Source organism: Paenibacillus typhae (assembly GCF_900099765.1).
Taxonomy (GTDB): domain Bacteria; phylum Bacillota; class Bacilli; order Paenibacillales; family Paenibacillaceae; genus Paenibacillus_AQ; species Paenibacillus_AQ typhae.
Genome location: NZ_FNDX01000003.1, coordinates 236,347 through 260,291 on the forward strand (window position 1 = coordinate 236,347; position 23,945 = coordinate 260,291).

Annotated in this window: 14 protein-coding genes; all 14 read right to left on the reverse strand. The window is 54.7% G+C overall.

The window, feature by feature from the left end; all coding sequences use genetic code 11:
• Window positions 1-12: 12 nt before the first annotated feature.
• Genes BLR64_RS04380 through BLR64_RS04445 form a run of 14 tightly spaced genes read right to left on the reverse strand, consistent with a single transcriptional unit; the run spans window position 13 to window position 23,753 of the window.
• A complete protein-coding gene (locus BLR64_RS04380) occupies window positions 13-666 on the reverse strand; it encodes a hypothetical protein (protein ID WP_090712531.1) in 654 nt (217 codons plus the stop codon).
• On the reverse strand, window positions 647-2,254 hold the full coding sequence (locus BLR64_RS04385; RefSeq protein ID WP_090712533.1) for a non-ribosomal peptide synthetase: 1,608 nt from the start codon (window positions 2,252-2,254) through the stop codon (window positions 647-649). The genes BLR64_RS04380 and BLR64_RS04385 overlap by 20 nt, the downstream gene beginning before the upstream one ends.
• The gene (locus tag BLR64_RS04390) at window positions 2,251-2,994 is read right to left on the reverse strand and encodes a thioesterase II family protein (RefSeq protein ID WP_167360592.1); all 744 of its coding nucleotides are present in this window, start codon (window positions 2,992-2,994) and stop codon (window positions 2,251-2,253) included. The genes BLR64_RS04385 and BLR64_RS04390 overlap by 4 nt, the downstream gene beginning before the upstream one ends.
• Window positions 2,991-4,226 carry a beta-ketoacyl synthase N-terminal-like domain-containing protein gene (locus BLR64_RS04395; RefSeq protein WP_167360593.1) on the reverse strand — a complete coding sequence of 412 codons (1,236 nt, stop codon included), beginning with the start codon at window positions 4,224-4,226 and terminating at the stop codon, window positions 2,991-2,993. Before BLR64_RS04395 ends, BLR64_RS04390 begins: the two co-directional genes overlap by 4 nt.
• Window positions 4,219-8,712, reverse strand: a complete 4,494-nt coding sequence (locus tag BLR64_RS04400) for a beta-ketoacyl synthase N-terminal-like domain-containing protein (protein WP_090712539.1) — start codon at window positions 8,710-8,712, stop codon at window positions 4,219-4,221. The genes BLR64_RS04395 and BLR64_RS04400 overlap by 8 nt, the downstream gene beginning before the upstream one ends.
• A 37-nt stretch (window positions 8,713-8,749) precedes the next feature.
• Entirely contained in the window at window positions 8,750-12,517 is a 3,768-nt protein-coding gene (locus BLR64_RS04405; RefSeq protein WP_167360594.1) for a beta-ketoacyl synthase N-terminal-like domain-containing protein, read from the reverse strand.
• A gap of 39 nt (window positions 12,518-12,556) precedes the next feature.
• Window positions 12,557-13,717 (reverse strand): ACP S-malonyltransferase, encoded by a 1,161-nt coding sequence (locus tag BLR64_RS04410; protein ID WP_090712544.1) that lies wholly within the window; start codon window positions 13,715-13,717, stop codon window positions 12,557-12,559.
• Window positions 13,718-15,199 (reverse strand): condensation domain-containing protein, encoded by a 1,482-nt coding sequence (locus tag BLR64_RS04415; RefSeq protein ID WP_090712546.1) that lies wholly within the window; start codon window positions 15,197-15,199, stop codon window positions 13,718-13,720. It abuts the gene before it with no gap.
• Complete coding sequence (locus BLR64_RS04420; protein ID WP_167360595.1) at window positions 15,183-16,763, reverse strand: non-ribosomal peptide synthetase; 1,581 nt, start codon at window positions 16,761-16,763, stop codon at window positions 15,183-15,185. Before BLR64_RS04420 ends, BLR64_RS04415 begins: the two co-directional genes overlap by 17 nt.
• Entirely contained in the window at window positions 16,741-17,940 is a 1,200-nt protein-coding gene (locus BLR64_RS04425) for a condensation domain-containing protein (RefSeq protein WP_090712550.1), read from the reverse strand. The genes BLR64_RS04420 and BLR64_RS04425 overlap by 23 nt, the downstream gene beginning before the upstream one ends.
• On the reverse strand, window positions 17,933-20,536 hold the full coding sequence (locus BLR64_RS04430; protein WP_090712552.1) for a condensation domain-containing protein: 2,604 nt from the start codon (window positions 20,534-20,536) through the stop codon (window positions 17,933-17,935). The genes BLR64_RS04425 and BLR64_RS04430 overlap by 8 nt, the downstream gene beginning before the upstream one ends.
• Window positions 20,537-20,573: 37 nt before the next feature.
• A complete protein-coding gene (locus tag BLR64_RS04435) occupies window positions 20,574-21,680 on the reverse strand; it encodes an ABC transporter permease (RefSeq protein WP_090712554.1) in 1,107 nt (368 codons plus the stop codon).
• A gap of 1 nt (window position 21,681) precedes the next feature.
• Complete coding sequence (locus BLR64_RS04440; RefSeq protein WP_090712557.1) at window positions 21,682-22,833, reverse strand: ABC transporter permease; 1,152 nt, start codon at window positions 22,831-22,833, stop codon at window positions 21,682-21,684.
• Window positions 22,834-22,835: 2 nt separating this feature from the next.
• Window positions 22,836-23,753, reverse strand: coding sequence for an ABC transporter ATP-binding protein (locus tag BLR64_RS04445; protein ID WP_090712559.1), 918 nt, complete (start codon window positions 23,751-23,753; stop codon window positions 22,836-22,838).
• Window positions 23,754-23,945 lie beyond the last annotated feature (192 nt).

Sequence of the window (23,945 nt, forward strand, 5' to 3'; positions counted from 1 at the left end):
GGCCTCATCCCCTTATCGTTCCCCGGCCTTTGATTTGCGGTGCCAATAATGAAACAGCAGCAGGTCCGCTACAAATCCGGCATTGATCAGCAGTATAAAGCTTAAGTAGATGCTCTGTGTAATGGTATGAATCGGATATTTAAACAGGACGCCCGCTGTAATCAGCAGACTGGCAAGTGCGCTGAGCGGCACGACTCCGGAGCTCCGGTAATGGATTTTGCGGTAAATGCCAAGCATCAGCATCAGAATTCCCGGCAGAATCAGTGACTCACGCAGCTCGCTGACATCAGGCATCGCCTCTCCGAAGGCATACACGGGGAACCGGATGCAGAGCACAAGTCCCGAAAGAATCAGCAGGGAATCTATCCATCTGCGGTGTCTGCTCAGGGCAATCGCATACCAGGCCCCGAATACATTCAGATAGGAAAGAGTCACCAGTATGAGCGCTGCCGCTATGCTTCCGATGAACCAGTACGTATCCTCCGGGATGAACCGGTCCTTGCCGGTAAAGCGCAGGAACAGGAAGAAAAAGAGGCCTACCGCCAGCAGCTTCACTCCCCAGTAGGCCCTCATACCTGCACTGAACAGGCTGCGGAAGGCCTTATTTTCCCCGGGGGCACTGAAGCCGTATTTACGGTACAAAAAATCATAGATAGTTCGCTGCATAATGTTCCTCTCCCAGCATATTGGATAATTGCTCGATGGACGGGTGCTCAAAGACATCAAAGAAGCTGATATCGGCATTGAACCTCTGGTTAATCTCACGGGCGATTTCCCACACTGTCACGGAATCGATTCCCTGTTCAAATATGTTCGTCTGCTCATTCAGGGCCGCGCCGGGCAGGTATTGCTGGAGAATCTGGGCAAGCTTTTTGTTTTTGCTGAGAAAATGCTGTTCATATAACGCCCTTGTATCTGTTTTACCGTTGGCGGTCAGCGGAATCTCCTGCACATATACAATCCTGGACGGAAGCATGTACATCGGCAGCAGCTGCTTCAATACCTGGCCGAGCTGCTCGGAGCGGGTGGTGATTGCCAGGTAGATCTTTTTCTCGCGGACAAAGGCATGGCAGTTCCGGATGCCCTGGGCACGGACGGTATATTCGATCTCCTGCAGGTCAATCCGGTAGCCGTTGATTTTCACCTGGGTGTCCTTCCGTCCCAGATAGACGATTTTGCCCTCTTCGTTCAGCCGGACAAGATCTCCGGTCTTATAGACATCCCGGCCCTGCCACCGGATAAAAGCCTCGTTCGTCTTCTCGGGATTGCCCAGATAACCGATCGCTACCCCTTGCCCCCCGGCATACAGCTCCCCTTCGACCGCACTCTCCCCGCTTTCATTCACAATAAATGTCTGCGTTCCATGAACCGGCGTACCGATGGCGATCTCCTTCATCACGCTGCCCTGCTCCATAACATCCAGGGTCGTAAACACCGTATTCTCCGTGGGCCCATAGCCGTTGACGACAGTGGTATACTTCAGCACCTCATTGACATGGGACAGGCTGAGCTGCTCACCGCCGACAATGACCCGGGAGAGGCTGCGGAACATTTCCGGCTTCTTGTCCACCCAGAAGTTAAACAGGGAGCAGGTGATCCACATGACGTCGATTCCCTGGCTGATCCGTTTTTCCACATGATAGATATTCAGAATTTCGGTTTTGGATAACAGTGAAATGGTCATCCCGGACAGCAGCCCGCCCCAGATTTCAATAATGGAAGCATCAAATTCCAGCGGACTGATGTGGGAGATGGTCTTCTCCGGTGAGAGTCCGAGCCGTTCATCGCCCAGCAGGCGGAGGACACCCCGGTCGGGAATGCCGACTGCTTTGGGTGTGGACGTTGTTCCCGAAGTGAACACAATATAGCAGAGCTGCTCCGCAGAACGGGCGGGAAAATCCCAGATGTCTTCGAGCAGAGGATCAGGCTGCAGCACTTCATTGATGGTGGCCTTGACCTGAATCGTACTGCGCATCGTCTGCTTCCGGCTGTCCGGATAGTCCTTGTTGATTACGGTATAGGCGGCTCCCGCCTTCAGCACCGCGACCATGGCCGCAATGGCCTCAATACTGCGCTCCAGCTCAATCGCCACCACATCATGAGCCTGGATGCCCTGCTTCTGGAGCTGCCGCAAATAGACATTGGACAGTGCATTGAGTCCGCCGTAAGTAATGGAACGGCTGCTCTCCGTAATAGCCGTCTTATCCCTGAAAGTCTGCATATTGCCCACTAAACTGCTTAGTATATTGTTCATTGCCCGTTTCCCCCTTTGAATCGGCTCGTCTGGCCGGCTGTAATGAAGCTGATAATGTGGCTGTAGACCTGCTGCTCGAACTCGTAGTAAAAGAAATGTCCGCCCGGATAGGTGTGCAAGGAAACCTCCTGCCCGGACAGGTCGCCCCAGTTCTGAACTGCGGTGACCGAACGGTCCTCAAGCCCCTGAAAGACTGCGATCCGGACATCTGCCCCGAACCTGCGGCAGCGGTACTGGTTATCCAGGTTATAGCGGTTCACTGCTGTAATATCGCTCCGCAGAGCCGGCAGGAACAGCTCTCTCATCTGCCGGGAGTCGAACTGCCCCTCCTTGATCAGGCCGTAAATCCGGCAGCGCTCAAGCAGCGCATCATCGTCCGGCTCCTCTTCATCGACCGCTTCAATCCGGTGCGGCGGAGTGGCTGCCATGAACAACAGCCTGCTTACAGGGTAGCCGGAGTCCAGCAGTGCATGGGCAAGCTCATAGGCAATCAGGGAGCCCATACTGTAGCCCAGCAGCATCAGCTCCTCCCCGGGGTCCAGAGACTGCCGCAGCGTTGACAGCAGATCAGCGGTAATCTCCCGGATGGAGCTTAAAGGCCTGCCGGAGAATCTTCTGCCGTGTCCCGGATATTCCAGGGACAGGACCGTCAGCTCCGGGTAACCCGCCTGGAGCTGCTTCTGCAGCCCGGCGAACACATTGACATGGGCACCGGCATACGGGAGGAGGATCAGCTTCATCGTCCGGCACCTCCTCCGGACCATGCGCCGGCTTCCTCCAGCTGGAGCAGCAGGCTGTAGCAGTTGCCGTGCATCGAATACAGCACCGACGCGAACAGCCCGAAATCACCGGGACTGCTGCTCCACTGCTCCCCGCCGATAGTCCCGATATAAGCATTCGGCCTGGATATTTCCCGTCCCGGCAGTTTACTGTGCGTGCGGCGGGCATCCAGCAGACGGCAGACACCGGTCAAGCCGTAGTAGCCCACGATATAATGGATATCCTCCTTCAGGAAGCCGCCCCTCATGTTCCTGTAGGATTTCTGCAGAGCCTTCAGGCAGGAGAACTCTGCCGTATCATCAATCTCATTGCCGCGGCCGTACAGCTCCAGAAAAAGTTCTGCCTCAGGAGATACCCCGGCCTTCTCCAGCGACCGGCTCACCAGCTTCTTCACCGCAGTCCGGTTAACCACCGGATTGCCCATGCTTCCGGCGGAGATATCCCTGATCTCGGCCAGAATAACATCACCGTCCGCCAGGGCCAGCTCCCGCTCCTTCAGCAGGAAGACGGCTCCGCCTTCCGAAAAGTAACGTCCCGAAGCCCCTTCTTCAAACGGCTCCGTATAGCGTTCAGCACCCGTTCCGAACTGGGACAGCTCATACGGTACCGGGAAGGTAACGGCACTCGCTCCCCCCGTCAGGGCGGTATCGAACTCCCCTTTGCGGATTTTGGCGTAGGCGCTGTACATGGAGCTGATTCCCGAGGTGGAGGCCTCGCTGATCAGCTGGACGGCAGGGGTGCAGCCCGGCTGCAGCAGCTTCAGGTAGCCCAGCGGATCAATAAGCTTCACAGCATGCCGGAAGTCTTCCCCTTCTACGCCCATCAAGGCGTATTTGGACAGGATATCCGTCTGGGCAGTGCCGACGGAGACAAGCAGGCTGTTCTTAGGGCCCAGCTTGTTCCGGTCAGCCAGCGTCTGCATCAGGCTGAGTGTAATCCGTTCGCTGGACAGCAGGAATCTGCTGTCCGCCTGCGGCACATGCTCCAGCCTGAAGCGTTCTTCGACTGAGGGATAGAATATACCGTCGAAGCAGGACACCTCTGCCTGCTCCCGGTTGTAGCTGCGTGCAAGCTCCTGCATGCGCTGCTCCCAGACTGCGTCTTTACGCCGGATCAGCTCTTCAGGGCTCCCCGATTCGCGGTTCGGGTAATCACAGATATAATCGACGATAACGACTCTGCGGTCATCCATTGGCTTCCTCCAGCAGGTCTCTGACGTATTGGCTGAGCTGGGTAATGGTCGGATAAATGAACACATCCGCAACTTCGATATCAATCTTGAACTGCTCCGCCACCGGACCATAGATGCCGAAGGCTTTGAGCGAGTCGCCTCCCAGATCCGTGAAGCTCTTGTTCACATCAATCTCGTTGCGGTCAAGCACCGAGGCGAACACAACCGTAATAAATTGCTCCACTTCATCCTGGCTTTCAGTGCCGGTGATCTTTAAAGCGGAATACTCCTTAATCTGAATGCCGGCAGCCTCTTCCGCTGCTGCATCCGCTGCAGGAGCGGGAGCTGCAGTGCCCGCATACTGCTCAGGCAGGCGGATGTATCCGCCCAGGTATTCGGCAGTCTTGGCTTTGTTGAATTCACCGGCGATTACCTTGCCAAACCGCTTGTCCAGCGAGAGCCGGATGTACTCTCTTCCAGCTGCCGACGGGAGCGACTTCATCAGCAGCTGACCGTCTGCTGCAGCCAGATCTCCAAACTGGAGCGCCATTCCGGTCTCTTTCCAGCCGGGCCACTGCACCGTAGTCGTTGCCTCGTCCCGGAAGCCTTCAAGAAAAGCATTGGCGAAGGTGTAGGAGAACTGGCCGGCCGACCCGGCGATGGTCGTCATGGAGGAGCTGGCAATGAAGAACTTCAGGGGCTGCCCGGCCAGATACTTGCGCAGCAGCAGCGTTCCCGTTACCTTGGGGGAGGCTACGGCAAGAAACTCCTGTTCCGATTTCGTGAACAGCATGCCCTCCTCCGGCAAGCCTGCCAGATGAACAACCCCGGAGATGGTCTCTGTACCTGCCAGAGCGCCGATGACCTGCTTAACCTGCTCCTCATCCGCCAGATCACAGCTGTGGAAGGTTACATCGGCCCCTTTGCCCAGTACCTGGTTCATGCGGTTCAGCCTGTCAGACTCCTGTTCGGTCAAGGAAGTCTGGGCCTGCAGTACAGACCAGGCATCCCTGCGTCCCAGAACCGCAATGTGCAGCCCCGGCTGGCGCTCCAGCAGAACATCGATGTACTCAAGCCCGATACCGCCGTACCCTCCGGTAACAATGACACAGTCTCCCTCACCCAGCTGAAGCCCCGAATCCTCAGGCAGCTTGACAACCTCCGTTAACGCTTCCTCATACAGCCGGTTCCCTTCATACAGCAGCTTGAGGCCGTTCAGCTGCTCCTGCCCGGCGATGGCCAGGATGGTTCCCAGATCGAATACCTTCATGTTCAGCATCTGCGTCTTAAAGCCGGTATTCTCCAGTCCCGGAACTCTTCCGGAGCTCAGCAGGGAGTAGTTCAGCGGATTAAGCGCGGAGTCTGCCTTCAGGGCAAATCCGTTATCCGCAAGGAACACTACCGTTCCGCCGCGCTTGACCAGTGACGGCACCTGCTTGGCGAAATGGAAGTAATGCAGCATCTCCTCTTCTATGCTGCCGCTGTCAGGCACGTCGGCTTCATACCAGGGGGCATAGATAACGATGTCATACTTGCTGTCTGGCTTGAAGGCAGTGATTCCGCTATAATCCAGCAGCTCCACTCCTTCCTGCTGTTCAGCCGCGGCAAGCTCCAATGCCTGCCCGTTGCCGATAACCAGGACGGACTTGCCGGCGGCAGCTGCGGCTGTCTCAGGCAGGCGGAAAGCGGAAGGGCTCCAGCCCACTTCGTGCAGATGAGGCTTGAAATAGGCATTGGCGAAGGCCTTCATCACATATTTGTCCAGATACGCGATCCTCTCTCCGGCTTCGTTATAGACAGTTACGTTGCCCGAGATAACCTCATGGTCCCCTGCAGTATCGTAGAGGAGCTCTGTCCGCGAATAAATACGGCTGGTGAACGGTTTGCCGGTGTAGATAAATTTGCCGTAGGACAGGGGAAGGTAGCTTTTGCCGCGGGCCTGGGCACGCTCATATACCATTGCGCCGAGTATCCCGTCCAGCAGGGAAGGATGCAGATGGAAGGCATTCAGATCGCCTGCATAATGTTCGTGAAGCGTCAGGGACAGCAGGATCTCAGAACCGGACGGGCGGGCCAGACGAAAGTTTTGCTTGGCAAAATCCCAGCGTCCCTTGAAAAAGCTGTTCTCTTCCGAGCCGAAATTCGCAGTCTGCAGCTGCTGCTCGAACATAGTGCTTATCTCCGCAGCCTCTGCCGTCTCCATCCCCGGCTCTGCCGCCTTAATCGTGAAGGAGGCATGTGTCACATAGTTGTTCATGTCTTGGTTCTCGTAGGAGAAAACCTCAACCTCCAGCTGTCCGGAGGACGGCTTGCCTACCTGGATCTGAAACTCCCGGTGAGTATCCTCAAGCTGGATCAGATTTTTGAAATACAGCTTCTCCAGCTGGAATGCGGGAGTACCAAAGTAGAGCACGGCCAGCTCGGCCGCCAGCTGCGTATAGGTCGTCCCGGAGAAGGTCCGCTGGCCGCCGATCCGGTGATCGTCTACAAACCAGTCGTCCGGCGACAGCTGTACAGAATAGACGTCGGACCGCCCTGTCTTCAGGGTCTGCTTGCGGATCAGCGTTGAGGCAACAGGCAGACTGGGGCCGGAATTGGTGTAAATATTATGCTTTCTGACATTTGCCCAGAGCACTTCCCGTTTGAACTCATAGGTCGGCAGGGAGAGTGTAATCCCGCCGCGGTACGGATACAGCTCCAGCGCCTGGCTGTAGCCGTCCAGATACAGCTGAATCAGCTCGCTTGTCAGGTACTGGTCGTAGCCGGTTTTGAGGCGGTGCTGCATCAGCTTTCTCATGTCAGCTGTAATCTCGCGGAGCTCTCCCTGGAAGATTCCGTCCGCAGGCTGGCCGCCGGCCAGAACCCGGGCTGCTGTACGCAGCTTGCTGATAAATTCATCAAAGGTAGCTGCTTCAAAGCCGATTCCGATTTTAAAATGATTCCGTTTATGAACGAGCGTATAAGAGATGTTGTGCAGGCTGAAGCGCTCCAGCCGGCTTGCCTGGCGCACGAATTTATTCAGTACGGCAATGAGCTGGTCATGGGACTCAGCCGTGAAGACGAACGGGTAAGGCTCCTCCGGCTGGTATGCCTCCTGCTGGCGCTCATATTCCTCCAGGACGATATGGGCGTTGGTGCCGCTGAACCCGAAAGAGCTGATGCCGCCGCGGCGCGGATACTTGCCTTTTTCCCATTTGCGGACCTTAGTAGGAATATAAAAAGGGCTGTCAACAAACTTGATATATTCGTTCGGAGATTCAAACGTCTGGTTCGGAAAAATCTCCTGATTGCGCAGCGCCAGCGACATCTTGATCAGTCCGCCGACACCTGCTGCACCTACTGTATGTCCGATATTTTCCTTAAGGCTGGTGAGGGCGCAAAAGCCTTTTCTATCCGCATGCTGCCTGTAGGCATCCGTAAGACCTCTGACTTCAATCGGATCGCCGAGCTTGGTGCCGGTGCCGTGGGCGTCAATGTATTCAACAGTCTCAGGCGAAATGGAGCTGCGTTCATAGGTATCCAGCAAGAGGTCCTTCTGGGCATGCGGATTAGGCGCGGTCAGCCCGTTCGATTTGCCGTCGCTGTTGATCATGCTTCCGCGGATGACGGAATAAATGTTGTCATTGTCAGCAATCGCGTTCTTCAGGCGCTTAAGGATCACAATGCCCACACCTTCGCCGAAGATCGTTCCCTCGGACTCTGCATCAAACACCTTCAGGAAGGAACGGGAGGTTTCTACGTTGCTGTACTGGTCCAGCACGCTGCCCTGGCGCGGGAACAGGCCGAGCGCAATCCCGCCGACAATCGCGGTGTCGATCTCCTTGTCACGCAGCGTCTTGACTGCCAGATGCGCGGCAACCAGCGAGGAGGAGCAGGCCGTATCAATGACAAAGGAGCCGCCGGACATGTTGTAGATATAGTTGAGGCGGCTGGCCAGAATGCCTTCCCAGCAGCCGGAATTCACATAATTGGAATCCTCTTCAATCTCCGAGCGGTAATTGGCGGTAATCGATTTATCCTTCCCGATATAGATTGCGGTCTTGCTGTCCTTCACGGCATCCAGGCGGATGCCTGCATCCTCAAGCGCCAGATAGGAGTGCTTCATCACAAGACGGTGTGTCGGGTCGATATACTTGGCTTCCTCCGGGGAGATTCCGAAGAACTCCGGATCAAAGGTGTCAATATCCTCCAGGTATGCCCCCTTCTCCCGGCACAGCCGCTGCAGAAACTCCTCCGGGGTCGTCTTCAGGTGGTCGGCACCCTTTTGCAGGTAATCATGATCCTTCGGGATGTACGGAATCCGGTTCTCCGGGAATTCCTTGAACCCTCTCATGCCGTGTTTGACCGCCTGATAGAACTCATAGGTATCCTTTACATTGCTGTATTCGCAGGAAATGCCCACGATAGCGATATCATCGGGAATGATCTCCTCCAGTAGGGCTTTGCCTGCTGCTGAGTCCAGATTGCCCTTTTTTACCTGATCAAATATATATTCGCCTGCTCTCATTGCCTTCGCCTCTTTCAAAGTTTATTGAACTGTATGGCTATATCTTCTGAAATCTCAGGAACTCAAGCAGTTCGGCAGCATCAGGCGCTGCAGCTTCAGGCACCGCCTGCTGTACCGGTGTCCCCACGGTCTGATCCATGAATTCAGCCTGTCCTCTAATGGTCGGAATGGAGAACAGGGTGGTTACATCAAAGCTTCCGGGAAACAAGCGGTTGAGTTCATCGCACAGCTGCACAATGGAGATCGAGTCTCCCCCCTGCTCAAAAAAGCTGAGCTCTGTATCATAATGGTCGTCACCCAGCGTCCGCTTCCACGCTTCGGCAACACCCTGCATAGCCGGGATGCCAGCTCCGGCCGGCAGGGATGCTGCAGACCGCCTGCTAAAGACATCTGCGGCAGGTTCAGGTCGGCCGAACAGGGAGGAATAATCCTCGGCCGGCGCCTTAAGCTTCAGCATGGAAGCCTGCAGTACGCCAGAATGAACGAACCGGTCAATCAGCTTCACACCCTCCCGGCTGTGGAGCTTCTCAAAGTAATAGTCTGCCTTCCCGGCCGACATCCCGACATCCTCCCAGCCGGTCAGATTCAAAGTCCGGACACGTCCTCCTTCTGCCGCCAGTCCCGACTGGTACGCATTTGCGGCACAATATTCCGTCTGTCCCATGGCTCCGATCAGACCGGCAACGGAAGCAAAGTGAATGATCTCCCGGGCATGTCCGAAATATTTGCCGAGCAGATAAGAACCTTGAATTTTGCTGCGGGTCCGTTCGCAGAATTCAGCCTTTGTTTTGTTGACGAACAGCCCCTTTGCCGGCTCCCCGGCAAAATTAAGCACATACTCCACATTTCTGCCTTGTCCTGCGGCAAAGGCCTGGATCTGCTGCTCATCCGTAATATCCAGTGTGAGATAGCGGATATTGGCGGGTGGAGGTCCGCCTTGCCACCCTGGGCTGCGTCCGGCTGCAATGATGTCCGTGTCAGGATAGGCAGAAGCCACATAACGGGCGTATTCTCTGCCGATGCCCGAACCGCCGCCGATAATGAGGAGAGTCCGCCCGGCCAGCTTGCCGGATTCGTCTCCCCACAGCTTCAGGCTTTTGAAGCGGAGGGTGTGATAATTTCCGTCTCTGAGCACAATCAGCTCCTCGTTATGATAGCTGTTGCGGACAACCTCCAGTGACTCGTGCACCGGCTTGGCATCAATCAGCCTGATCCTGAAATTCAGCTCCAGACGCAGGGAGTAGATGCCCATCGCCACACTGCGGCTGAGCGCATTCATCTCATCCCGGCCGAACAGCCCGGTGCCGATGTAATGAAACTCCTTGAGGCAGTTCGAGCGGTTAAGCTCCACCAGCCAGCAGCCGATTCCATAGGTCTCTTCTGCTACAGTTGCTTCATCGTAGTAGGGCTTGTCCCATAAAAAAATCCTCTGGGACGTTACTGCAGACGGCAGCAGCTGCTGCAGCTCGGAGAGATTCTCGAAGTAATGAACCGGCCCATCCGGCGCAAGCCTTTTCTGAAGCGAGCGGTGCATAATAAGCAGCGGCATCTGCGGCTCTTCCTGCTCCTTGAATACCGTCTCGACATAATACTCCTGCTTGAAATAATCGCCCCGCGGCTCCCCGCCTGTATTCAGAGCATTCTTGACCTTGTAGTTCCTGACTGAAATGACTGCTCTGCCTAAGCTGTCATACAGGGTAATATCCAAAGATAATATAATATTGCCTATGTTATCCGAAGTTTTCTCCCGGATTCTTAGATCCGAGTAGAACTCGCTCCCGCTTAGCGCACCGGTGCTGAAATCAATTTCGCTCCACAGCCAGGGGAACAGAATCTCACCGGGCACTGCCATCCGGTTCAGGGCGTTAAATGCCGGGTCCAGGAGAGAAGGATAGAAGCTGTATAAGCCAAATTCACGCTCATAGCCGGAAGGCGCCTTCAGCTTGACCAGTGCACGGTCCCGCTCTGCACTGACCCAGAGCCTGTCCACAGTGTCCCATCTCCCTGAGACCTGAAGCCCTCCGCCTTGCCCGTCTCCGACCTGGCTGGTGACCTCAAGCTCCTCCAGCTCCTCCAGCCCCATATCCTGGATAATATTCGCAGCAAATCCTTCAGCCTGGTGGCCCGCTCTGGACACCAGCTCAAACTGAAGCCAGTTCCGGAACTCTCCCGCTGTGGAGTAAGAAGCCGTGCCCCGCAAAGTCAATTTATCAATAACAACGTTAATCTTCAGAGCTTCCTCACAGGTAGAGAGCGGTGCCAGAATATGCAGATTACGGATATTGAACGCTTCCAGGCCGTAAGCGGTGGTGTCCAGGCCCTGGGCAAGAATTTCAAAGATCGCCGTACCCACCATCAGATGGCTGCTGCCAAAGACATGCTCTCTGATCTCCCAGCATTGCTGCATGCTAAGCGGAAATTGAACACACAGTGTATGCTCCGTTTCCAGCCGCTGGAGAGGATGGCTGACTGCAAAGGAGTTGCGCTCCATCGGGAACCAGTAAGGCCGCAGCTGCATTTCCAAAGGCTTAACCTTCCGCTTCCCTGCCCCCTCATAGCCCTCCAGGATGACATGTGCATTCGTTCCCGTCATGCCGAAGGAGCTGACGCCGGCAAGCGAACACCGGCGGAGCGGGCTGCTCTTGTCCGGGATAAAGAAAACAGATTGCTCGAAATCAATCTCGCTGTTCGGAATCCGGAAATTGGGATGCGGCAGCAGAGCACCACGCTCCAGGCTCATCACGGACTTGATCAGCGAGAACAGGCCGGAAGCGACATCCAGATGGCCGAAATTCGACTTGCAGGCAGTGAGCGCCACCGATTGTCTGTTCACGCCATGCTCCAGAAAAAACGGGGTCAGGCTCTCGAACTCAATGCTGTCCCCGACCGCTGTACCTGTGCCGTGAGACTCGATAAAGGCAAGCCGGTCCAGCTGATCTGCGAATGGGCTCCAGGCTTCCTCGATAAGACCCTCCTGGGCAAGCGGATTGGGGGAGGACATATTGACGGTATGCCCGTCATTGTTGATCGCATAGCCTTTGATCAGCCCGTAAATATAGTTGCCGTCCCTCTCCGCCTCCCCGCGTCTTTGGAGGATAACCGAGCATACGCCTTCCCCGATGGAGGTGCCGGTGCTCCGCTCGTCAAAAGCCTTGGTCGTTGCATCGGCAGCCAGAATATCAACCAGCTTGTCCGCTTTCTCACCGGGCTTGATATACAGGTTGGAGCTGACAATCACTGCATAATCGGTAACACCCCGGCGCAGCTCATCCGCAGCCTGGATGACCGATACGAGCGAAGAGGAACAGGCCGTATCTGTCATGACTGCAGGCCCTTTCAGATCAAAGATATAATTGATCCGGCTGGCTATAGTTGAATTCAGCATGCCCAGCAGGTCGGGCGTCAGGCCCAAAGCCTGCAGCTGCAGCTGATACTGGTACTGCTGGGTTGTATTAACACTTCCGTAGACGCCGGTCCTTGTCCCCCGGATGGATTCAAGGCAGCCGCTGTCATTCAGCGCCCTCGTAGCCGAGAGCAGTGTCAGCCGCTGATTCGGGTCCATGTACTCCGCGCTTTTCTGCGCAATATGATAATATTTATGGTCAAACTGGTCGATGGCCGGGAAATAGGAGCCCTCCATATAAAGCTCCCCGTTCCCGGACAGCCCGCTCCGCTTCAGCCGATGGCCGGGAAATTGCCCTTTGGACACCTGCCCTTCGCTTAGAAACCGCCACACCTCCTCCTGATTGCGGCAGCCCGGCATGGACAGATCCAGACCAATGATTGCTATATCATCCTTACTCAAGCTCATCCACCCCATTCCTATAACGCATTATTTACCTTGTTATCCGACTTTCCAGGCTAACTGATTGCAGTATTCTGTAATTTCATCGGCCGGAACCGCCTTGGTGCTCAGGATCAGCTCCAGCAGTGACAGAGTCTCACGGATCTCAGCATCCGAGGCTGCCTTGCCGATCTGTGACTTGATGCGGTTATAGCCGCTTATTACGATATTGTCATAGGCCTCGGCATCCAAGCTGTTATTTTTGGTGGAGACAATGATGCCAAGCGCCCGGGAGAAGATATCATAGTGCCGGTTGACCTCAATATCATCCTTCAGCTCTGTGCATAGCGCCGCCATGCTCTCTTCATTATGGAAGGCAAAGATGCCTTTGACACTTTTGAGCATTTTGACGAACATTCCGTTAGGGGACAGATCCACGAAGAGCTGCACCCCGCGGCTAAGCGCGTAATCAATGGACGGCTGCCAGCGGACGGGGCTGACAATCTGTGCGGCAATTTCTCCCCTCAGATTCGTGAAGTCATAGGGCCCTGCACTCTTGTTGCTGATGACCTGGGTCTGCACTCTGGGGCTGAAGGACATGCCGTCAAGCTGCGCGTATACTTCATCCGCTGCTTCCTTCATATACGGGGTGTGGAAGGCCCCGTTCACGCCGAGCATAACCCCTTCAAGCCGGTGGTGCTTAACAAATTCCTGTATGGCCTGGCGGGTTCCGGAGATCACGGTCTGCTGCTCCGAGTTGAGGTTGGCCGCATACACGTTATCCCAGCCGGCGGCGAGTGCCTCGACTTCTCCGGGAGCTGCAAACACCGCCATCATCCCCAGGCTCTCCTGCCGCTCAATCGCCGCCTTCATCGCCTTGCCGCGGATATTTACCAGCGCAAGCCCTTCTTCATAGGTGACTGCCCCGGCAATGGTCAGTGCAGTAATTTCGCCCAGACTGTGGCCGAGCACGAAGCCTGGATACAGGCCGATTCTCTGCTTGTATAACTGGTACATGCACATGGTGCCAACATAGGTGGCAAGCTGAGCTTTATGGGTGTCCTGGCTTAAATCCGCGGTCAGCCACTCCGAAACCGGGAAGCCCAGCTGATGTTCCGCTGTTTCAATCAGCGCACGCGCCCCGGGCGATTCCAGCCATAGCTCCTTCACCTGCTCCGTAAACCGTGTTCCCTGTCCGGGCAACAGCAATGCAATATTCATTTAATTAGCCTCCTTTAGATGATCCTTTATTTTACCGGCCAGCAGCCCGGCTGTATGAAAGTTGAAGAAATCCGAAATTTTAAGATTGATATTGAAGGCTTCCCTGATCCTTTTCTTGAGCTTTACAAGCAGGAGCGAGTCCATGCCGAGATCGAAAAAACTAACATCTGCCTGCACATCCGTCTCCCCCAGCAGGCCGGATACGATTTCGGCAATTTGGCTGTAAATCTCTCCGCCTTGTGCCTGCAAGCTGTCTTCTGCACTGGGGGGCTCTTCTTCCCTGGAAGTCAGGGACACCAGATCGCCTACACGCAGTCCGCCGCCGGCACTCGCATACAGGCTCCGGAGATTGCTGCGGAACAGCGACTGCAGAGTCTGCAGATCCTCCAGCCGGTATTCGCTGGAGATGACACTTATCTCCCAATCTTCCCCTGACTTATAGACGGAGAAATGCAGCCCGTATTTTTCATCCTGGTAGCCGGCGGCTTCCTCCAGCTCAATGCCATGGGCCTCATTCAGTTTTTTGGCAATAAGGCTGCCTGATTTGTAATCAAAAATAATGTCCCTGAAAATGTTCATGCTGCTCATAGGCTCGGTACGGATCAGCTCCCCGTAATGGTCACGTCCGGCAAAGCCGGAGAATATCCTGGCCTGAATCCCGGCAATAAGCTGATCCGTCCCGGTCTCCAGCTCCTCCTCCAGCTGCAACGCAAACGGGATCAGCTGCACGAAATTGCCGAGCGCCCGGTAATTGCGGGGATCTCTGCCCAGATAAGGATAGGCGAGATAGACCGTTCCGCTGTGCAGCAGGCTGGCCAGACTGAGGGAGAAGGCGGTCAGCGCTACCGCGAAATCCGAGTGCCGCCTGACATATCCCGGCTCCAGCGTGAAGCGGTCATTCAGGTAATGAACCTCATTGCACTGTCTGGCCAGCAGCCTGGACTTGAACGGTGCATAGCTCCCGAAGCTGATTATGCTTGCCGGCTCCTCGCTATCTGGCCCGTCAACCTCAAGCACAGGCGGGTGCAGCTGTGATTCGGCAGCTTCCCCGGACAGATAAGCTTCAGTCAATTCCTGCAGGAACAGGTTCATACTGAACCCGTCAAGAAGCACATGATGGGCATTAATGAACAGATAATCAGCCGGCTCGTCCAGCACCCTGCAGATCAGAATCCGCACCAGCGCACGGTCCCTCACGGTAATCAGCTGCTCGCTGATCAGACGCTCCTTATCCAGCTGACCGAAGGTTCGGACCTCAATCGTTGGCGCTTCATCTCCGGTTCTTTTGTAAATCTCGGACTGGATCTGGTAGGTGGTCCGGAACAAGTCGAACTGTTCCACATACCGGGTCAGCAGATTATACATTTTGGGGATATTGAGTCCTTCGGCAAACCGGACAAACAGCGGGATATTATAGGCGGTAGGACTGAGCAGGCAGCTGCTCACAATTCTTTTCTCGGCACTGCTAACCGTGGCTGACATTGTCCGCAATCTCTCCTAAAGTTCTGCTGAACAGCATATCAAGGTCCAGCTGATAGCCCTTGCTTCCCAGCTGCCAGATGATTTCCATCGCCTTGATGGAATCCCCGCCCAGATCCAGGAATGTCTGCTCTGCTGCTATTTCACTTTTCAGCACATTTGTCATCACCTGCATAATTTCATTGCGGTTATTACTGGCCATAGAATTGCCATTAATGATTTCTGAGATATCCGTTTTACCGTTAGTATTCATAGGAATAATATCCACCACCTTCACTGTAGGAACCATATACTCAGGCAGCCTGCTCCGCAGATGTCCGCGCAGCTGCTCCAGATTCACCTGATCCTTCACATAGAGCATCAGCCGCTGTCCGTCGTAGTGAGCCAGACAATCCTTTTGCAGGCCGAAGCCATAGGCACATTTCTCCACTTCCCCCAGCTCAATGCGGTAGCCGGAGATTTTGACCTGCCTGTCCTTGCGCTCCACATAGATAATCTCTTCTTCAGCATCAAGGTACACGGTGTCACCGGTCCGGTAAAAGCGTCTGCCGTCCAGCTCCAGCAGAGCTCTGCTGCTTGCCTCCGCATTCCCGAAATAACCGCGCATGACGCCGGAATCTGCAATCAGCAGTTCTCCCTGCTGCCCTGCAGGAACCGCGAGATTATCTCCGTCTACAATCATGAACGCCCCCTGGTCAAACAGTTTGCCGATCGGCATCTGCAGCTCAGTACCGTCAACCCGGTGGGCTGTGGCAAAGACCGTGGTCTCCGTTGGCCCGTAGACATGGAGGACGGTGCAGTAGCGCGCGGCCTCCTGCAGATGATGCACGGAGCAGCGCTCGCCTCCGGTCAGAACCAGCGACACCTTACGGAACAGCTCAGGGGCTTCATCCACATAGAGATTGAATAGCCTTGTAGTCAGGAATAACGTATCGATTCCGTCAAATCGTTCAGGTACCGTTTCACAATCCAGACTGTCGTCCTTGCTGATCAGCTTCAGCGTCATTCCGTTCAGCAGCCCGCCAAAAATCTCATAGACAGAAGCATCAAATTCCAGCGGGGCAAGCTGGCCCATTATCTCACCCCGGTAGAAGCTTGGTTCATTGACTATCTTACCGATAGACCGGTCTTCGATAGCTACCGCTTTCGGCTCTCCGGTGGAGCCTGAGGTGAAAATGATATAGAGCAGGCTGTCAGGCTGTCTTTCCGTTTCCGGCAGCGCGGCTTCCCGTCCGCCCCCGGCCCCGGCGATAGTATGCAGACTAACCTTGGCCTGGACCAGTGACTTCATCTTCTCCTTGCGATGGTCCGGATAAGCTTCCGGAATAACACAATAAGCGGCTCCGGCACGGATGGTACCGATCATAAGCACAATGGAATCTGCTCTTTCCGGGCATTCAATGGCTACCACATCCCCTTTACCGACGCCCCGGCTGCGGAGGCCGGCTGCAACACCCCGGGTAAGCTCATCCAGCTGCCGATAGGATAAAGTGCGGGAATCATCCAGAATTGCCGTTTTATTATGGTATAAATTAAATGTATTATTAATTTTTTCTGTTAAATTCACAGGAATCCCCCTTTTCCGCCAAATCATCAAGCCTGCTGCCTAAGTCATTTATAATTGCTGCAATCTGATCATCTGAATACTTGGACTTGCTGTATTCCACTTCTATGCCGTTCTCCTGCTGGTAATGGTAGACCCTGATGTATAATTCAAACTTGCACATCCGGTCAGCCGGTATGTAGCGGAAATGCCGGAACATGTCCTCCTCATAGGAGTACACGATCGGATATTCAATCATCCCGTGGGAGTCATTGCCGGGATCTCTGAAGCTCTGAAGATTGCTGCCGTGAATATTCCGGATTCTCGACTCCGCATCCTCTTCCGTTTGTATCTGCTTAGGCATCATCCGCACATAGCAGCCCGCTTCAGTGAAATTTCCGATTCTCATCCGCCAGTTGCCGATTGTGCCGTAGGTATCACCGCTGCACATTCGGCCCAGCACCTCCTCAAGCAGCCCCTGATAAACGGCATTCTTCGTGACCTTCAGCCGTAAGGCCAGCTGCTGGACCGCTTCCTGGCGGGCGGCTGTAAGCCTGACGGCAAGCCTTCCGGCACCCGGAGCGGGCCCCGGCTGCAGCGCCGGCAGCCTCAGCAGCCTGTCCTTCACCTCTGCCGCAGCGATGCTATGCCGCTGGAGCTCACAGATTGCCCGGTAGCCGGATAACGGAAGGGAAGCCTGCGGTATAATCTCCTGCCCTTCCAGCAGCCTGCCGATGAAATCCTGTTCAAAGCGGCGGATTCCCAAGCCATCCACGGCGATATGATGGAACTCTGCATACAGAAACCGTTGATCCAGCCATTCCAGAAAAGTCAGACGCCAGGGATAATGTGCAGCCAGATCAATCCCGGAGCTGCTGCCTCTGATATATGCTTCGGGCGCTTCATGAATTTCCAGTGGTTCCACACTGAAATCCTCCGGCTGCAAAGGGGTATACCGCTGGTAGAACTTCCGCAGCTGCGGGTCGTATTCATATTTTACCTGGAGCGTCTTATGCGCCTTCATAACGGTGTACAACGCTGCTCTCACAGCACCGTAACTGGTACCTGCATCCAGCGGATACAACAGCGGCAGCCGGTACAGCGGCAGTTTATTGCAGATGAACATCTTGCGCTGGATGGCGGTCAGCTCACTGATCTCCTCCTGCTCACCGGGGTCCGGGGAATATGCATACTCAAGCATGATCGGCTTCACCCGCCTTTACAGCAAGCTCCTGAAGAGCTGACCGTACATCTTGGACAATCCGTGCTTCTTCCTCCGGCGTGTAAACCAGATCGTCAATATACAAGCTGATCCGGCACTCCCCGGCAGACAGCTGGAAATTCACCAGCAGCTGAAATTTCGACACGCCCGGGAATTCCAGCACCTGGTCAAACAACGCTCCTTCACTGCTGCCGGCCACCAGGGTCTGAAATACAACGGCCGGGAACTCCAGTGTGAAGCCGGCCCCGTTCAGATCATAGATCGATGCCGCCTGATACCGGTGTGCAGTAGTAAGGCTCTCCCGGAGGACATTGTCATCCTCAGTGTCGAAGAAGACAGGCAGTACCCGGGCGAAGGACTGGACAACATGGATTGCACCGGGGATTACCCTTCCGTGGTACACCGCGCCCACATAACCCTGTGTATAATTGAAAGCCAGTGCCAAACGGCTCGTCAGAGAAGAGAGCAGCCTGTGTTCCTGCTCCGGATATGGCACTTCTTCTGCCTGGCAGGTAAACTCATACAAATGATAGCCTCCCTTGGTCCGAACCGGCTTGCCCAGACTTGGATAGGCGTTATAACGGAGAAGCGGCTGCCAGCCCTGCACATCACCGGCAATTGCTGCCTTATAGCTGCCGGCAATTTGCGCATACTGGGCGAATTGCACAGGCTGGTTGTTGAAGCTGTCCTCGATCTGGCTGAGCAGAATACCGAGACCTATCTGGTCAATAAGCATATGGTGCATATTGAGGTACAGGTAGATGTGCCTGTTAGAAAGCAGTGTAACCAGCCTGATATCCCATAGCCGTCCACCGCCCTGCAGGCGGAACCCGCTGCTGAGCTCCTGCAGCTGATCGGCATCCGCCAGCGTGATATGCTCAATTTCCACATGCCTGTTCTGTCCGATCTTCCCGTGTACCTCGCCATCGGCGTAGATATACTCTGTGAAGAAGACATCATTACATGCAATAACATGCTCAATCGCAGCCTGCAGCGCATTCAATTCAACCGTGCCCTGCTCTGAAATCCGGTAAGCATACTTCACATCGTACATATTGGATTCCGCCAGGCGGAAGCTGTCAATGAACAGCACCTTCATAAAGTTCGGGCATTCGTATCCGTCCGGCTCTGCAGCATCCCATTGCGGGAAGGCGGCATGGCCGGCCCGCTCCAGAATCAGCCGCTTCAGCTCGCGGAGCGTGCCCGAAGTATAAATATCCTGATAGCTGAGCTGTACACCCAGATGCTCGTAAATGTCCGTAATCATTCTTGCTATATCCATTGAAGAGATCGAGGAGTGGAACAGGTCGTCATCCTCACCGATATCAGGCAACCACCTGCTGCTCCTCTCTTCCCGCGCAGCGGGTCCGGCAGACGCAGCTGCAGTCTCCATGACAGCCGCCTGCGGTACATGCGTGCCACCGGCAGGCTGAGACAGCTCCAGCCGGTCCAGCATAAGCAGCATCTCCTCCAGTCCGGAGAACAGGTGCTGGATCAAGGGCTGGTCGCAGCAGTATTCATACTCCAGATGATCGCCGTATTCATTAAACTGCAGATGGTTATTGTACTTGTGGAGATAACCGCCCAGTGTAAGCCGGGAGAATACCGCCGATCTCTGTTCCAGCTCCGGCATTCCGGTATAAGACAATACGTAGTCATAACCGTGGTACCCCAGCAGCTCCATATACTCCTCATAAGACAGGAGGGCAGAGCCGCTAATGGACTGGAACAGCTCTTTGAATATGCTGCGGGCATTGCCGGCATAGCTTAGGCTGTCGTCTATCTGCAGAAGAACAGGCGCAATATCCGTAAAGTTCCCGATTACACCAGCCTGCTGCATTTGATCCCTGCGGGATACCACAGCTCCAATCAGGTTCCTCCGCTGCGGCGACAGCAGGGCCAGCGCAAGCAGGATAACGCCGAACCGGGTAACCTTCAGCTTGCCTGACAGCGATACCACTGCTCTGAAAGACCCGTCTGTCAGCCGGCCGCGGCCGTATACCGGCTCGGCGTACGGACGGCCGGTCTGATCCGGACGCTGGAATTGCCTGATTCTGTCCGCATACCCGTCCATTCCCGGCAAGGCCTTGGCCCGGCCACTCGGCTTCCGGAAATAACTGCCTTCATCAAGCGCAGGGGCGCTCTTGTTAAGCAGCTCCTGCTCCAGGCTGTCCAGGAACAGATACAGGGAATCACCGTCCATAATCAGATGATGCATCAGAAACTCAATGCAGTGCTCATCCTCCCTGAGATAGTAAGCGGCCAGGCGTCCGCCCCCGAAGACAGCCAGTCTCTGGCCGCCGAGCGGTACGCTGCTCCGGTAATCCTTGAAGCCGCTGTCCACGGCAAACATGTACTTTGAATCCTGTCTGATAATTCTGCCGCTGAAGGCTTCAACCGCGTTCATTACCTTCCTGACAGCCTGATCTATTTCACCCCTGCTCCACCGGTCATCATAAGTAACGGTGAAATAAATACCGTAATCCTTACCGTGCTTTTCGGCATATAATATTTTCTGCTGCAAGGGCTCCAGCTCGTAATGCCGTGTGCCGGTCTCGGGACTGTTAAGCATCATTCTCTTCTCCTCCTTTCAGCACAGCCTGTGGCCTGCCCTAGATATCCTGAGTTTTTACCCGGGTGAGCAGGAGAAAGATGAGCGCCGCGCAGCCCAGCAGGCTGACAAAATGAACCGTTACCGCGCTGCCGCTTCCCGTGAACCCGCTGAACAATTCTGTGTTCAGCTCCGTAATCCACCGGGTCGGCAGAATCCGGGCGAAGCGCTGCATGCCTTCGGGCATGATGGAGCTGGGCCAGAGTGTACCGCCGAGCATCGCCAGCGGCAGGGAGACAACGGTGACCAGCAGCCGTCCGGTGGACTGTTTCGTAGTGCGGCTGACCAGCAGCAGGCCGATGCCCGCAGCAATGACATTAAGCAGACCGTAAGCCAGCACCAGCAGCAGCAGATGGAAAGCGGACAGCTCCAGGTCGATTCCGAAGGCCCCGCTCATCAGGGCAATCATAAGCAGGAACTGGACGATACCGATCGCTGCGAATACACTGACCGTCTGTAAATAGTAGCTGAGCTTATTTTTTGCCGTCAGCAGCACCCGTTCAGTCGTGGAATGAACCTTGTCACCGAGGAACAGCAGGGTGTTGGTCATGGTCAGGAAGAGCATGATAAATACAATCATGTTAAACGTGCTGGTCAGGACGACCGCATTCGGATTGCCCAGAATGCTAGGCTTGATTGTGACCGGTGCCGGAGAATCCGCCATCAGCTTCATGCTCTCCTGAAAAGCTCCGGCATCGGGTGCATTGCTTGCCAGCGTCTGCAGTGAGGAGAAGATGCTGTTCAGCTTGACCTCAAGTGATTTGGAGTTGAAATTAACCTCCTTGGCATAGCTCTCGATCTTCATCGCACCCGGATTGTCAAAAAGCTCCCCGGCAGTACTGGTAAAGACTATTCCCAGATTGGCGCTTGTCTGGATGGCGCTGTCTGCATCCTTTGCATGAATCAGGGTTACATCCTGCTTCTCCAGCATGGCGGAGACGTAGGAATCAACTGCGGGGTCAGGTACATACATGGCCAGGGTTACCTTGGTCGCATCGTTATACTGCGTAACCACCATGAAGGTGAACAGAACGGGCAGCAGTACCATGAAAATAAGCGTCAGCCTTCTTTTCACTATCCGCTTCAAATAAAGTCCAAAGATTCTCATGTTATCTGACCCCCTTCCGGGTTAATGAAAAGACGGAAATCAATACAAACCCTAGCGACAGGACCAGTGCATTGTAGACAGGCATCAGGTCGATTACTCCTTGCTGGATATAGTTGAACAGCGGCTGCTGGAACACCTCATTGATGCTCAGCCTGCTGAGCGAGCCGAAATCCAGCTTGATAAAGCCGCCGCCGATAAACGTCATGACCGGAATCAGCAGGGAGACAATGCTGTCCAGTGCCTTCATGCGCCGTCCAAGCACGCCCAGGAACAGGCCCAGCGCGTTAAAGAAAATGGCGCCGACAATAATGATGAACAGGACCACCAGATTGTTATTGCCGTATGAGACATTGAAGAACAGCTTGGCACAGGCCACGATGACCAGCCCCTGAAGAATGGAGATCGAGCAGCCGGTCAGCCATTGGCTTACTACCAGCGACATTTTGGATACCGGCGAGATCAGATAGCGGTCACCCAGCGCTTCATTGTACTCCTCCTGAATGAAATTCATCGTATTGGCCAGTCCGTAAAAGAGGATAAGAACCAGCATCGTCACGCCGTAGTAGCTCAGACCCGACATACCGCCTGCTTCACCCTTCTCTCCGGCAGCACCTCCCGCCGTCAGCAGATTGCTGTAGGCATGCTGATAGACAAGCGGCTGATTATCCCGTCCGGATACGCCCATAGCCTGGTACCCGTCGCCGAAGGCGGAGAGGGTCAAGGCGGTGATATCCACCTTATCAATGTTCTGATCCTTGCCGTAAACCGTAACCGTACTTTCCCGGTTTGCTTTGACGCCTTCGGTCAAGCCGGCGGGCAGATAAATGAACTGGTCATATTTATCGGCCTCCAGGGCTTTGCGTGCCTCCTCTGCACTTGCAGCAACCGTGACCTCATACAGCTCCCGGTTCTCAGTGCTGGTCAAAAAGGCTACGATATCCTTTCCGAACTGGCCGCTGTCCTCATTAACCACGACCGTACGGGTCTGTGTAATATTGACCGCTGCAGCTGTCTCCTTGGATTCCGGCTGGAACATGGTCGATAGGGCGTTGCCCAGAATTACAATCAGCAGCAGCGGCAGCAGAATGTAATTGACAAAGACGACAGGGCTTTTGATCTTCCGCTTCATGCTTGTTATATAGATCGTCCACATGGCTAATCCCTCAAATTCTTCTTAGTCAGTTTGAAAAACACCTGTTCAAGATTTGGCGAGATGTACTGGAAGCTCTTGAGCTCATCGCCGAGCCTGTCCTTGATTTCGCTGATTACGCCGACGTTGTTCTTTGGAACCGCCAGCTCAATTTTGTTATCCTCGATAGCTACTACCGTGTAATCCGCCAGCCGTGCGGTGTAAGCGGAGCTCTTCTGCTGAAGCTCCAGCTTCAGAATGGCCTGGTCCGTATAAGCCTCCAGGATGTCGCTCAGTCTGCCTTCACAGAGCAGCGTGCCGTTGTCAATGATGCCGACATGCGAGCAGATTTTTTCGACCTCCTCCATGTAATGGGAGATGTAGACGATGGTTGTGCCCAGCTGGTTCAGCTCCAGGATGGCATCCAGAATCCGGTTGCGCGACTGGGGGTCAACCCCTACGGTCGGCTCATCGAGGATGATAACATCGGGATTGTGTACAATCCCGCAGGCAATATTCAGGCGCCGCTTCATCCCGCCCGAGAATTTCTTGGGCTTCTGCTTGCGCTCTTCCCATAGCCCTACAAACTCCAGAGCATAACGCACCTGCTTCTTCAGCTTTTCACCCTTGAGGTTATACAGCTTGCCGAAGAATTCCACATTCTCATAGGCCGACAGATCGTAGATCAGCGCCAGATCCTGCGGCACATAGCCCACCCGGCTCTTCGTGCTCTGGTTCGGGTATTCATTGAACCACTGCAGCTTGCCCTTTTGCGGGTTTTCGAGACCAAGCATGACTTTGGTCAAGGTTGATTTGCCTGCCCCGTTGGGACCAAGCAGCCCGTAAATTTGTTTGTCAGTAATAGAGATGCTAAGACCGTCCAGTACCGGTTCCTTTTTGTTGTAACTGAAGTCTATAGCCTCGCCAGAAAAGATTGTCCGCATTGCTGTACCTCCTAAATGTTTTATAGCACCGCCTTAAGGGCCCGCTTATGTAAAGACTGCCCTGGAAGCATCTGCCACCTTGTTTCCTACAATCACAGTTTAGCATCGGAGCGTACGGATATACTTTTATGTCATAACAGGCGTAATTTAGATAATAACTGCGAAATTATTCGCACTAGGGCAGCACCCGGA

Excerpts from the sequence above, each read along its gene's own strand:
- BLR64_RS04380 (WP_090712531.1), bottom strand. The coding sequence starts at position 666 with ATGCAGCGAACTATCTATGATTTTTTGTACCGTAAATACGGCTTCAGT.
- BLR64_RS04385 (WP_090712533.1), bottom strand. The coding sequence starts at position 2,254 with ATGAACAATATACTAAGCAGTTTAGTGGGCAATATGCAGACTTTCAGG.
- BLR64_RS04390 (WP_167360592.1), bottom strand. The coding sequence starts at position 2,994 with ATGAAGCTGATCCTCCTCCCGTATGCCGGTGCCCATGTCAATGTGTTC.
- BLR64_RS04395 (WP_167360593.1), bottom strand. The coding sequence starts at position 4,226 with ATGGATGACCGCAGAGTCGTTATCGTCGATTATATCTGTGATTACCCG.
- BLR64_RS04400 (WP_090712539.1), bottom strand. The coding sequence starts at position 8,712 with ATGAGAGCAGGCGAATATATATTTGATCAGGTAAAAAAGGGCAATCTG.
- BLR64_RS04410 (WP_090712544.1), bottom strand. The coding sequence starts at position 13,717 with ATGAATATTGCATTGCTGTTGCCCGGACAGGGAACACGGTTTACGGAG.
- BLR64_RS04415 (WP_090712546.1), bottom strand. The coding sequence starts at position 15,199 with ATGTCAGCCACGGTTAGCAGTGCCGAGAAAAGAATTGTGAGCAGCTGC.
- BLR64_RS04425 (WP_090712550.1), bottom strand. The coding sequence starts at position 17,940 with ATGCTTGAGTATGCATATTCCCCGGACCCCGGTGAGCAGGAGGAGATC.
- BLR64_RS04430 (WP_090712552.1), bottom strand. The coding sequence starts at position 20,536 with ATGATGCTTAACAGTCCCGAGACCGGCACACGGCATTACGAGCTGGAG.
- BLR64_RS04435 (WP_090712554.1), bottom strand. The coding sequence starts at position 21,680 with ATGAGAATCTTTGGACTTTATTTGAAGCGGATAGTGAAAAGAAGGCTG.
- BLR64_RS04440 (WP_090712557.1), bottom strand. The coding sequence starts at position 22,833 with ATGTGGACGATCTATATAACAAGCATGAAGCGGAAGATCAAAAGCCCT.
- BLR64_RS04445 (WP_090712559.1), bottom strand. The coding sequence starts at position 23,753 with ATGCGGACAATCTTTTCTGGCGAGGCTATAGACTTCAGTTACAACAAA.